The following is a 12,272-nucleotide window of genomic DNA, read 5'->3' as shown; positions in this document are numbered from 1 at the left end:
ACCTCACTCAATAATATCGAACTGATCAAGGAACTCTGTCTTAAGCGTCAAGCCAAGACCCGGAACATCGTCGCGCAACTGCAGGAAACCGTTTTCTGCGACCGGCTCACCCTCAAAAATGTAGTAGAAGAGCTCATTTCCCACCTCGACATCAAACATCGGGAAATATTCACTCATCGGGCAGTTGAGACTGCTCATGGTCAGGTGGTAGTTGTGCATCTGACCGGCATGGGGAATCACCGGCACGCTGTAGGCCTCGCACAGCGCATTGATTTTGTGGGCCATGGTGATGCCGCCCACGCGGTTGGTGTCATATTGCACCACACCCACGGCCTTGCGTTCCAGCAGCTGCTTGAAACCGTAGAGACTGAATTCGTGCTCGCCGCCCGAAATCGGCATGATATTCATGGCGCTGAGCTCGGCGTAACCGTCGATGTCATCCGCAATCACGGGCTCTTCCAGCCAGCGGGGCTGGTATTTGGCCAGTTTGGGCAGCATGCGCTTGGCGTATTCCAGGTTCCAGCCCATATAGCATTCAAGCATCAGATCATTGTCGTACCCGATGACTTCGCGGACGGCTTCCACGGATTTCAGATTTTCAACCACCCCCTGCTGTCCATGCGCAGGGCCATAGCCGAAACGCATCTTGAAGGCACGGAAGCCCTGATCCACAAATTTCTGGGCCTCGGCCTGCATCTCTTTCAGGTCAGTCCGGTACAGCTTGCTGTAATAGCAGGGGATTTTCTCCTTGGTCCGCCCACCCAGCAACTTGAAAACGGGCTGGTTGACACTTTTTCCCAGAATGTCCCAGATTGCAATATCAACCGCCGAAATGGCCGCCATGCCCACCCCTTTGCGGCCCCAGGCGTGCGTTGCACGGTACATGCGCTGGTTGAGGTATTCGTAATCCCACGGATCCTGTCCCATGAGCAGCGGCGTCAGATACTCATCAATGATGGCTTTGGCAATTTTGGGGGCCAATGCGACATTACCAAGGCCTGTCAGGCCAGTATCGGTTTCAATTTCGACCACCGTCCAGCCATGAAACCGGAAGGTGTTCATGGTGTCCTGGCCGGACGCATGCTGGTTTTTGCGGTTGTCATACACCAGATCCATCGCGTTGGAGCAGAAATTGCCCTGCGGTGGAACCGTCTTGCCTTTCCATTCAAAGACGCGGGCACGGACAGAGGTGATACGCATGATTTTTCCTTTCAGGAAAATAAAGGGGCCGATCGGCAGGGATCAGGACAGGGGCAGCGGGGTCATCCGCCAAACAGGGTCTTGCCGTCGCGATAGGTCCGCCCCATGCGGCAGGCAATCCGGAAGGCGTTGGCTGTGGCGTCCACGTTCGCGCGTCCCTGACCGGCGATGTCGTAGGCGGTGCCGTGTGCCGGGGTGGTGATGGGAATGGGCAGGCCGCCCTGGACGGTCACCCCCTGGCTGAAACCCAGCAGCTTGATGGCGATCTGGCCCTGGTCGTGATACAGGGTGACGATGGCGTCCAGCTGCCCCTCGCGGGCACGCAGGAAAATGGTGTCGGCAGGGTAAGGTCCTTCAACCGCCATACCCTGCGCCTGGAGCGCCGCAACGGCTGGTGCGATGATGTCGATTTCCTCGCGTCCGCAGGTTCCGCCGTCGCCGTTGTGGGGGTTGAACCCCGCCACAGCCACCCGCGGTTTTTCGGTGCCGTTCGCCTGCAGCGAGCGGTAAATCAGCGTGGCCGCCGCGATGATGCGGTCCTGAGTCAGGTACTGCGCCACATCGCGCAGCGGCACGTGCGAGGAGATGCGCGCCGTCCACAGCCCGCCCAGGGTGTTGAACTCGCAGAAGTAGCCAGTGACCCCCAGATGCTGGGCAAAGTGGTGGAGTTCGTCCTCGTGCTTGAGACCGCCCATCTTCATGGCCTGCTTGTTGAGGGGCGCAAAGCAGATGGCATCAATGTCGCGGGAGCGGGCGGCATCCATGCACAGATCCAGCACCTTCAGCACAGAAGCGCCTCCCGGCGCCTCTGCCTGACCGGTGTGGACCTCCGCGGGCTGGATCGTGTCCACAGCCAGAAAAGCGGGAGGCTGACCCGCCGCGCGGCCGCGCACGTCCGCCAGCGCGGCGACCGGGGTGGTCGCCACGTGCACGCCAGCCACGCGCTGACCCGCCTCCCACAGCCACGGATCGCCCACCAGGACCACGCTGGCCTGCTGCATCAGTTCGTTCTGGGCCATCAGACGCGCGATCAGTTCAGCGCCAATGCCGGCCGGATCGCCCAGGGTCAAGGCCACAACGGGCCGCTCATTCAGGGATGTGTTCATCATGCTGTCCTTACTTGCCCCAAATGCGGCGGTACTGGTCGCGGTAGCCGTTGTCCGGATCAAAAACATTGCGGGCGCCGCCGTCCAGGCCAACGTTCTTCTGCAGAACCAGATGGACTTTGGGCACATAGCCCGACCACGGTTGCTTACTCAATGCGCGGTTCATTTCGTCGACGATCTGCCAGCCTTGCATGTTGAGCGGCTCAGGGACCGTCCCGGCCTGGTAGCGTCCTGTCCGGATGCGCTGGTAAGCCGCTTCCGAGCCATCGCCTGCCGACATGGCTTTGGGCTCGTCCGTGCCCTTTTTGCCCGCCGCCTGCAAGGCCGGGCCCATGAAATCGAAGTACAGGTCGTTGATGGCCAGAGAGTGGGTCCAGCGGCTGCCAAAGCGCTGCAGCAGCGAGGTCGTCAGCTGGGGCATGCGGGTGGAGCTCTCCGAGATCGGACTGTCTTCAAAAGCCAGCACTGTGCAGCCCCCGCATTTCTTGATCACGGCCTCCATGGCGCGCGCCTTGTAAACCGCGATCGAGTACTGGCTGTCGGTGAAAATCACCACTCCGGCTTTGCCATTCGAATCCGCGACTGCCCATAGCGCAGCAGCCTCCGACACGCTGTCGGGCGTGGTGGTGATGTTGGCAAACAGCCCCGCTTCGGGATTGGGGCCGGTTTTATCGCCCGCGTGCCAGCCCACCAGCGGCGTGTTTGATTTGGCGGCGTTGGCCAGAGCCGCTTTCTGTTCGGTGGTGTCAAAGCCACCGATCACGATGCCCGCCGGTTTCAGCGCCAGCGCCTGGTTGAGCGCTGCCGTACGGCCGCTGACTGTGCCCTGTCCGTCGATGACGCGGACTTGCCAGCCTATGGCTTTGGCCGCCTCTTCCACGCCTTTGGACACCCCCAGGATGCCGCCATTCTTCAGGTCAGCCGCCACAAAGGCCAGGGTTTTACCGGGCTGGGCCTTGGGGCCGCTGGTGGGCCCGTCCCACTTGTCGGCTGGGGCCGCTGCGGCCTCGACTTTCTTTTTGGCCTGATCAACAAAATCATCGGCCCGGGCCAGGCTGGTGGCGCCCAGAGCCGCAAGGGCCAGCAGGGCAAAAGTGCTGCGACGGAACAGGTTCATGACAGTCTCCAGATAGTAAAAAGGTGGTTTATGGTCAGCCGTGGGAAAAGGGAATCAGCTTTGGGAGGCTGCAGGCACTGGGCCTGGGGCGGCCGCCCCGTCAAGCTGGCGGGCCGCGATGCGGCGCTTGATGGCGACGTTGCGGCGCTGCTGGGCCCAGCCTGCGATGCCGATGGACACCAGCAGCGTCAGCCCGTTGAACAGGGGCTCGACATAAAACGCACCGCCAAACTGCTGGATGCCCGAGATACCGATGGCGAGAATGGCCACGCCCACCAGTGAGCCCCAGACATTGACGCGCCCGGGCCGGATGGTGGTTGACCCCAGGAAAGCACCGACGAGGGCGGGCAGCAGGAACTCCAGCCCGACACTGGCCTGTCCGATCTGCAGGCGCGAGGCCAGCAGCACACCGGCGAAGCCAGACAGCGCCCCAGACGCTACAAAAGCCCCCATGACATGGCGGCGCACGGCAATGCCATTGAGCTGCGCTGCTTTGGGGTTCGCTCCAATCACGTAAAGCGCACGGCCCAGGGGCGTGAACTCGGTCACCAGCCAGAGCACGATGCTGATCGCCAGAACGTAAAACGTCCCAATGGGCAGCCCCAGCAGGCTGCCGCCAGCAATGCCGATGAAGCCATCGGGGAGATCGCCCACCACCTGACGGCCTCCGCTGTGCCACATGGCGACGGCGTACAGCACGGTGCCCGTCCCCAGGGTGGCGATAAAGGAATCGATCTGGGCCAGTTCGACCAGCAGACCGTTGATCAGGCCAAACAGGGCAGCACAGACGATCACCAGCAGCACTGCCGCCGGCCACGGCAGGCCCATCTGCGTCTGCAGGCTGATGGCCAGGATATGCCACAGCACAATGCCGTAGCCCACCGTCAGATCGATCTTGCCGGTGATCATCGGAATGGTCGCCGCCAGAGCCAGCAGGGCTATCACCGACTTGTCGGCCAGGATGGAGCGCAGGTTGAACAGGGTCGGGAAAGTGTCTGGCAGCATCAGCGAAAACAGCAGCGCCAGCAGAACGGTCAGGATGACCAGGCCGTAAGTGGGCAGCAGCCGCGTGATTTTCTGCCCCAGTGTGAGTGCATCGCCATCCAGAGATGCGTCGGGTTCAAGGGCCGTCGAGCGGATCGAAGCAGTCATGCCATGGTCTCCAGTGTGTTGTGTTGGGGCGGCGCCTCACCCTGCCCGGCCGCCAGTGCCAGCAGGCGTTCCACCGTGATGTCTGCCCCGGTGAGTTCGCTGTGAATCAGCCCGTGACGGAACACGAGCACGCGCGTGCAGACCGTGGCGATTTCCTCGAAATCTGTCGATACCACCACCAGCGCGGTGCCCGACTCTGCCGTCTGGCGCAGGATGCTGTAAATCTGCCGCTTGGCCCCCACGTCCACCCCGGCGGTGGGCTCTTCAAGAATGACCAGCGGCTTGTCGAGATTCAGCCAGCGCGCCAGGACCACTTTCTGCTGATTGCCCCCCGAAAGCTGCTGAACGGCCGCATCCGGTGCGGGCGGATTCACGTCAAAGCGGCGGATCAGCGCCTGTGCAGCATCCGACTCCCGGCGGCGGCGCTGCCAGCTGAACCCGGCATCGCCATTCAGCGCCGGGTTGGGGAAAAGGTTTTCCAGCACCGACATGGACCCCGCCAGGTTTTCCTCCATGCGCTCGGCCGCCACGCAGGCCACACCGGCGCGTATGGCCTGCTGCGGGGTGTCAAAGCGCACGGCCTGACCGGCCAGACGCATCGTTCCGGCCGAAAGCGGCTCCCGGCCAAACAGGGCCTTGCTCAGGGCCTCGTGGCCCGCGCCGCGCAGACCCACCAGGCCCAGCACCTCACCGCGCTGCACCGAAAACGACAGGGGGCCGGCATTGCCGCTGGCCACGCCTTCCAGCTCCAGAAGCGGTTCGGCACCGGGCTGCTGGGTGGCCTTTTCCACGCTGCCCGACAGTGACTGGCCGACGATCAGCTGGATCAGCTCATCCTGGCTGGTCTCAGCGGTTTCGCGTACGGCCACCAGCGCGCCGTCGCGCATCACCGCGCAGCGGTCGCTGATGGCCATGATTTCATCCAGCCGGTGCGAGACATACATCATGGCCATGCCCTGCTCCCGCAGGCGGCGCAACACGGTGAACAGGCGCTCGACGTCTGCCATCGGCAGGCTGGCCGAAGGCTCGTCCAGCACCAGCAGGCGCGCCTGAACCTCCAGGGCCCGACCTATGGCCAGCAGCGATTTTTCGGCCCGCGTCAGGGTGAAAACACGCCGGTCCGGCTCAAGCTCGCAACCCACCCGGGCCAGCACGCGGCGTGCCACGACGCTGGCTTCTTTCCAGTCGATCAGACCAAAGCGGCGCGGATAGCCCATGCCCAGAGCGACGTTTTCAGCCACCGTCATCCACTCGACAAGCCCCAGATCCTGGTGGATGAAAGCCACCGGCTGACGGTTGCGGGAGGAGGAGCGCCAGGCGCTTTCCGGCTGCCCGTCCAGCAGGATGCGGCCGCTGTCTATGGGGTAGATGCCGGCCAGCAGCTTGATCAGCGTGGATTTGCCCGCTCCGTTCTCGCCCAGCAGGGCCACGATCTCGCCCGGATGAATGTCAAAGCTGACGTCATCAACCGCCTGGGTGCCCCCGAAGCGCTTGCTGACATGGTCAAAAGTGAGCAGTGGAAGTGCCATGGCGTGTTCCTGCGTCTTCACTGGAAAACCACCCGCGAAACATCAGGTTCGCGCTGGGTGGCGATATGGCGCAGCACCTGCATCCTGTCGATGTCCAGCACCGCGACGCGGTCGTCGTCCAGTGACACGAAGGCCAGTGGCTGCAGCGGGTGAAACGACAGCGCAATGGCGCGCGCGCCCAGGGGCAGATAGGACAGCTCCTGGAGGGTCTGCGGGTCCACCACCGACAGGCTGTTGTCGCCGTAATTGCTCGTGAACAGGCGGCCGTCGCGGTAGCGGTAGATGCGCGTGACGTCGTTGCGCGAGCCGGCTGTCAGCCGCACTGCCATGCTTTGCGTGTCTATGGCGCACAGGGTGTTGCTCCAGCGGTTGCTGACGTAGAGCGTGCCCTCGTCCTCGCTGAGTGCATAACCCTCGGGCTTGTCACCCGGGTGGCAGGCCAGCACAGGGGCCAGCGGCTCCCAGGGCCGAACCCGCGTCACGGTGTGGCTCAGCAGATTCATGCAAAACGCGGTCTGCCCGTCCTGGGTCAGCGCAAAAAGGTGGCTTTTGATCCCGCCGCTGGGGACAGCACGGCGCGGACCGGTGTCCGTCGCGGGCTGATCCAGCACGAGCAGCGTAGCCTTTTCTTCGCTCAGGGCGTACAGCCTGTCCTGCTGGTCCATCTGCAGACCATGCAGGCGGTTGAAGGGTGACAGGTCTATAGACCGGACCAGTTGGCGCGATAAAAGATCAATCTGCAGCAGCGAGTGTCCCCCCGCGCCACTGTGGCCCGAGGTTTCCACCCCGTAATGCCCGACCCAGGCGTACCGCGCTTCGCGGTCGATCACGAATTCATGGGGAAAATCAGGCAACGGCAGCGAATGCAGGCGCTCGCCGCTGGCGATGTCATACCAGCTGAAGCAGTGCGAGCACTTTTCCACCAGAAGAAGAATGTCACGGGACATGGGTTGACTCCTCAAGGGCGCTGGATGCCACAGGCATTCAGGCGGATGCGATACAGCGATGCCGATGCGGCCACATACAGCTCGTCACGGCTGGGGCCGCCAAAAGTCAGGTTGCCGACTTTTTCGGGCACGGGAATCCGCGCCAGACGTGTGCCATCGGGGTGGTAGACCTGCACGCTGTCAGCGCTGCTGGTGAAGATCCAGCCCCGGCTGTCCAGCCGGAAACCATCCGACAGGCCCGGGGACACCTGCGCAAAAATGCGTGGGCGTGCCAGGGTGCGACCATCCACCACGTCGAAAGCCACGATGTGGTGGTGGCCCCCACCGTCCTGACGCAAGGCAGCCGACGTGTCGGAGACATAAAGCACGCTCTCGTCCGGCGAAAACGCCAGCCCGTTGGGCTCTTCCACAAAATCGCTGACGATATCCAGCGCCCCGCTGCGGGGATCAAAGCGGAAGACGTAGTTGTCGCCCAGTTCGGACTCGGCCTTGTGTCCTTCGTGGTCCGACACGATGCCGTAGGGCGGATCGCTGAACCAGATCGTGCCGTCGCTCTTGACCACAATGTCGTTGGGCGAGTTGAGCCGCCGCCCCTGGTAGCGATCAACCAGAACTTCGTCGCCCAGCGGCTGGCCCTGCGGACCAATCCGGGTGCGGACAATCGCCCTTTGTCCATGCGAGCAGTGCAGCAGCGATCCATCGGCTTCGCGGGTGTGGCCGTTGACAAAATCAATGGCCTCGCGCCAGACCGACATCCCTTGGGCCTCATGCCAGCGCAGCATGCGGTTGTTGGGAATGTCGCTCCACAGCACGCTGCCATCCTCGTGCATCCAGACCGGTCCTTCGCCCCAGGCGGCACCTGTTGCCAGGCGCTCGAGAACCTCACCCGGTCGCAGCAGGTCGGCTGCGCGAGGATCAAAAATTTCAGCGGCCATCACCGGTTCATCTCCTCAAGCGTGGTCTGGCGGACCACATCCAGGTGACGGCCCACTGCCGCAACCGCCGCTTCGGGAACGCGCTGGCGCAGAGCCTCAACAATGGCGGCGTGGTCGGCCACGCTGCGAGCGATGGCTCCGGGACGCTGAAGCGCCATGCGCCGGTATTCCAGCGCGTAATCGTAAAAATCAGACACCACATCGCACAGCAGCGAGTTGCCGCAAGCCCGGTACAGCGTGACGTGGAACTCGCGGTCCGAGATCTGAAACTGCACCGGATCGTCAAGCATGTCGCGCTGCTCTTCCACCAGGTCGGCCAGGCGGGACAGCGTGCTGTCACTGATGCGGCCCGCCGCCAGGTGAATCACCTGTTTTTCGACCGCTTCGCGCGCTTCAGCGACCTCGGTGAAGGGGCAGTCTTTCAGCCGGCCAAACACGGTGATGGATTCGTGCAGCGACATGGCCCCCGGCCCGATCACGCGGGTGCGCGCGCCCTGGCTGACCTCGATCATTTTGCGCGCCTGCAATACACCGATGGCCGCCCGGACCGTTTCCCGGGCCACACCCAGCGTCGCGGCCAGCCGACGCTCGGACGGCAGCGCATCCCCCGGCCGCAGCAGCCCGGAATGGATCATGTACGCCAGCTTGTCACTGAGCTGGTCTTTGACGGGACGCTTGGCGATGTCGCCACTGTCACCGGGGATGCGGTCGATGAGTTTCATGATTTCTGGTTGACTGGTTCAATCACTGTACCAGTTGAAAAATTGAAAAATACTGGGGCAAACCCCTGGCGGTATGGGTGTCTGATCTCATCAAATCAGATGGCTGGTGTTGGCCTGGACCGTCTGGGCGCTCTTGCCGTTGCGTTGGTTGACCCAGCCGCCAGCGTGCTGCTCAGGCCCGTATCGCCCCTGTACGTGCTGCTGCCCAGCGACACGTTCAGGCTGACGCGATCGCTTCGGGTGTCTTGCACCACGCCGGCCATCTGCGCCACGCCCTGCACCGCTTCGATCACCGGCACGCTCAGCGCCACGGTGATGCCGCTCTGGCTGAACTTCTGCTCGCTATTATTGCCACTCGAAACTCAGGGATACATGCACCGCGAATCACATTGTTCGATGTACGTGTACCCTTTTGATTTCATGCATGCGCCCCACTGATCAAACAATCGATCTCTCGGTCCGTAATCATTTTTATCAAAATTTTTTCTTTCTCGATTAATTTTCTCATCGCTGAAAATTGGACCATTTGCACCAGGTACCGTCGCCGCTGCACCGCATGCCCAAGAGTCAGACATCCTACTTTTGCTTGTAGCGCCTTCTTTGACCCAATGCGCACCATTGGGCTTTATATCAGCAACAATGCGCGAATGCTCTAATGCACATGGCCCATTAATGCACTGCCCATAAACACATCCAGTTAGAAGCAAAATTGTGCCAAATAAAAAAAATAGAGTCTTTGATTTCATTTTACATTTTTAAAGAAAATTCCAATAATCTTCCACACATCAGCAGGAAGAGCCTGCGCTGCTGCAAAAGGAGCACTTGGAACCAGTGCAATTTCACTCCAGCGATCTTGTGCGATTTTAGTGATATCACTACGTCCTCGCGCCGCGTTACCCTGATCATCATACAATCCGCTCAGCCTTCCTCCAACAAAATCATGGGTCCCGGCAAAGGCCTCGATCAACTTGTCTTGCCAACTCCCGGCTGCATATGGCACCCCAAATAAAGTTCCTTTGGCACCTTGAATTCCACCTGTCAAGCCCGACAATTTTTTACCTTGATCTGTATTGAGGAATTCGTTTAATGATAATCCTGATACTTTGTCTTCAAACTGGACCCTACCCTGCGGATCCAATTTCAAACTACCATCAATATTTTTAACACACCGCTCATTGTTTGAACCACACAGTAAATCCAAGTCCACGCGCGTACCACCCAGTTTTACACCATCCCCCTTGACGCCCTCACTTGTACCACTGACATTGCTCAAAATATTCCCGGCAGCATCCACCACACCAGCAAACTTGCGCGAATCTTCAATCATCAGTGCTCGCATTTTATCAGCCGCAGCACCCAAAGCTTCTTTGGTTACTGAAGCACCAGCAGTACCTGTCAGAGCGCCCGCCAGAATATTCAATGCTCTCTCCTGCATATCAAGGTCTTTTATTTCCTTTTCTGCACTTGCCTTTTGATCGGGTGTGCTCGAATTTTTTACTTTATCCAGCAGTTCTTGTCGTTGACCTTTGACATAAATTTGGATAGCCTGATCCGCTTTTGCACCAAAATCTTTTGTGATTGTGACCTGAGCTTCTATCTCCTTCCTGACTTTATCGGCATCGAATATCGGCTTGATCCCGCTGCCCACATCGCCGCTGCGCACAGAAGTATCTCCAGCGATACCGCTGATACCCGCTTTAGTCACGCTGCCAGCACTGCCGCTGTCACTGCCAATTCCTGCGCTGTTCAGCGCTGGACCGGATTTACTGTCCGATGCTGCACCAGAGATTCCTACCCCAACGCTCACGCTGTCCGCACTGTACTTGGCCGAATTGGTGATGTCCTGCAGCTCCAGCCCGCCTTCGCTGCGGAAGCGGTTTCTGCCCTCCTGCACAGCCTTGTCGCTGCTGGCGATCACGGCGCCGTCCAGCGTGGTTTTGCCCTTCACCTGCACATCAAACCCGCCATCGCCCGACTTGATGCCGCTGGTGGTCTGCGTGCTGGCGTAGTCGCTGCGGAGGGCTGTTTTGCCTGCGCTGAGGGACGCGCTGGCGGTGCCCGTGGACATGCCCGGAATCGGGATGCTGGCGTTGAAGCCGGCGTTTTTGCTGTCCTCCTTGAACTGCGCCGTGTCCTGCAGGCTGGCCAGGTTCAGGTCGCCGCCCACCCGCGCCCTGACGGTTTCGCCGCTGGCCGTGCCGCCCAGGATGTCGGTGTCACCGCCGCTGTCTATCGTCAGGGTTTTGCCCGCTGCGACCGTGCTGTCCTGCTGGGTGGTCGCGCTGCCGTTGCGGTGGCCCAGGGCACGGCTGGCCGCCAGGGTCAGCGACAGGCCTGCGCTTTGCCCGCTCAGCCCCACACTCAGGCCGATGGCGGCGCTGCCCGAGCTGTCGCTGCCGCCCTGCTGCGTTTCGTCCTGGCTGCCCAGCACGCGCACCCGGTTGTCGGCCTTGAGCGCAATGTCGCCGCCCGACTGGACGCTGCTGCCGCGCACGGTCAGATCGCTGCCCTGGCCCGCGCCCGTCGCCTGGATGGCGATGTTGCCGCCCGCCGCCAGCGTACTGCCCCGGCCGCTTTCGGTGCTGGACGTGCTGCTGCTGCGGCTTTGGCTGCTGCCCAGCGACACGCTCAGGCTGACGCCATCGGGCACTTTGCCGTCTTGCAGGGATTGGGCCGTCGCCTTTGCGGCTTCCAGCGCATCACTGGCCTTGACGGCCGCCATCGCGGTGCCCATGGCCTGCATCCGGGCGCTTCGGGTGTCCTGCACCGCGCTGGCCATCTGCGCCACGCCCTGCACCGCCTCGATCACAGGCACGCTCAGCGCCACGGTGATGCCGCTCTGGCTGAACTTCTGTTCGCTGCTGTCGCTGCGCTTCTCGCGGGCTTCGGTGATGTCCACCTTCTTCGCCTGGATGCCGATATCGCCCTGCGGGGCCAGCACATCGCTGCCGGTCTGCGTATAGGTCTGACCGGCCTGGATGCTGACGTTGCCGCCCGTGCTGCCGATGACGCTGCCTGCGGCGGTGTCTCCGATAGTGATACTCGACATGTGAAAAAATTAAACATTTCTGTTCTATGAGCCATCCCGCACTGGATTTTCCGCATCCAGAATGCGGTCTGATTTTTCTCACATTCACACCCCGCCACGTCAGAATCCGGAGCCCTCGTTCATCACCCCGGTGATAAAGCGAACGGAAAATCGAGGCGGGGAAGATATCGCGCCGCAAGCTTCGTGATAGCTGTATAGCATAACCAAACAGCGCCACAAAATCCGTTATCCAGATTCTATCCCCAGACCGCCAATCGGACAATGTGGTGAGATTTTGAGGTTGCCGCAAATAAATGGCTTCACATGCCCCATCGAACCTAGCCAATGAGGTCCATGCAAGCGGCTGCTTGTTCTGTATGAGGACCTACATACTGCTGCATTCTTATGGGAGGCAGCAGCCTCATCTGCAGGCCGAAAAGGGGCATTTCACGGTGACTGACCGACTGCATCCACAGTCACGCCATGGCATCTAACGCCTCAAGTTCGCTGCCGAAGCCCATGTTCTCAAGTGGACC

Annotated in this window: 11 protein-coding genes and 1 pseudogene; all 12 read right to left on the bottom strand. The window is 61.2% G+C overall.

Going from position 1 to position 12,272, the window contains the following annotated elements; genetic code table 11:
- Nucleotides 1–3 precede the first annotated feature (3 nt).
- Nucleotides 4–1,200, bottom strand: a complete 1,197-nt coding sequence (locus tag RV045_RS12240) for an L-rhamnonate dehydratase (RefSeq protein ID WP_423236074.1) — start codon at nucleotides 1,198–1,200, stop codon at nucleotides 4–6.
- A gap of 62 nt (nucleotides 1,201–1,262) precedes the next feature.
- Nucleotides 1,263–2,306 carry a 4-hydroxythreonine-4-phosphate dehydrogenase PdxA gene (locus RV045_RS12235; RefSeq protein WP_423236073.1) on the bottom strand — a complete coding sequence of 348 codons (1,044 nt, stop codon included), beginning with the start codon at nucleotides 2,304–2,306 and terminating at the stop codon, nucleotides 1,263–1,265.
- Between the two features lie 10 nt (nucleotides 2,307–2,316).
- Nucleotides 2,317–3,423 carry an ABC transporter substrate-binding protein gene (locus tag RV045_RS12230; protein ID WP_423236072.1) on the bottom strand — a complete coding sequence of 369 codons (1,107 nt, stop codon included), beginning with the start codon at nucleotides 3,421–3,423 and terminating at the stop codon, nucleotides 2,317–2,319.
- A gap of 54 nt (nucleotides 3,424–3,477) precedes the next feature.
- Complete coding sequence (locus tag RV045_RS12225; protein WP_423236071.1) at nucleotides 3,478–4,575, bottom strand: ABC transporter permease; 1,098 nt, start codon at nucleotides 4,573–4,575, stop codon at nucleotides 3,478–3,480.
- Complete coding sequence (locus RV045_RS12220) at nucleotides 4,572–6,104, bottom strand: sugar ABC transporter ATP-binding protein (RefSeq protein ID WP_423236070.1); 1,533 nt, start codon at nucleotides 6,102–6,104, stop codon at nucleotides 4,572–4,574. The genes RV045_RS12225 and RV045_RS12220 overlap by 4 nt, the downstream gene beginning before the upstream one ends.
- A gap of 17 nt (nucleotides 6,105–6,121) precedes the next feature.
- Nucleotides 6,122–7,051 carry a YncE family protein gene (locus RV045_RS12215; protein WP_423236069.1) on the bottom strand — a complete coding sequence of 310 codons (930 nt, stop codon included), beginning with the start codon at nucleotides 7,049–7,051 and terminating at the stop codon, nucleotides 6,122–6,124.
- 11 nt (nucleotides 7,052–7,062) lie between these two features.
- Entirely contained in the window at nucleotides 7,063–7,986 is a 924-nt protein-coding gene (locus tag RV045_RS12210) for an SMP-30/gluconolactonase/LRE family protein (RefSeq protein WP_423236068.1), read from the bottom strand.
- On the bottom strand, nucleotides 7,986–8,708 hold the full coding sequence (locus tag RV045_RS12205) for a FadR/GntR family transcriptional regulator (RefSeq protein ID WP_423236067.1): 723 nt from the start codon (nucleotides 8,706–8,708) through the stop codon (nucleotides 7,986–7,988). Before RV045_RS12205 ends, RV045_RS12210 begins: the two co-directional genes overlap by 1 nt.
- Nucleotides 8,709–8,803: 95 nt before the next feature.
- Nucleotides 8,804–9,019 (bottom strand): hypothetical protein, encoded by a 216-nt coding sequence (locus tag RV045_RS12200; RefSeq protein WP_423236066.1) that lies wholly within the window; start codon nucleotides 9,017–9,019, stop codon nucleotides 8,804–8,806.
- Nucleotides 9,020–9,070: 51 nt separating this feature from the next.
- Nucleotides 9,071–9,454 carry a hypothetical protein gene (locus RV045_RS12195; RefSeq protein WP_423236065.1) on the bottom strand — a complete coding sequence of 128 codons (384 nt, stop codon included), beginning with the start codon at nucleotides 9,452–9,454 and terminating at the stop codon, nucleotides 9,071–9,073.
- Nucleotides 9,451–11,757, bottom strand: coding sequence for a hemagglutinin repeat-containing protein (locus RV045_RS12190; RefSeq protein ID WP_423236064.1), 2,307 nt, complete (start codon nucleotides 11,755–11,757; stop codon nucleotides 9,451–9,453). The genes RV045_RS12195 and RV045_RS12190 overlap by 4 nt, the downstream gene beginning before the upstream one ends.
- Nucleotides 11,758–11,863: 106 nt before the next feature.
- Nucleotides 11,864–12,115 (bottom strand): annotated as a pseudogene (locus tag RV045_RS12185) (toxin-activating lysine-acyltransferase); the annotation flags it as partial.
- Nucleotides 12,116–12,272: the final 157 nt, after the last annotated feature.

The organism is Amphibiibacter pelophylacis, assembly GCF_037688875.1.
Classification (GTDB): Bacteria; Pseudomonadota; Gammaproteobacteria; order Burkholderiales; family Burkholderiaceae_C; genus Amphibiibacter; species Amphibiibacter pelophylacis.
The sequence above is the reverse complement of the archived record's forward strand: the minus strand, read 5'-3'. Positions and strand labels throughout refer to the sequence as shown.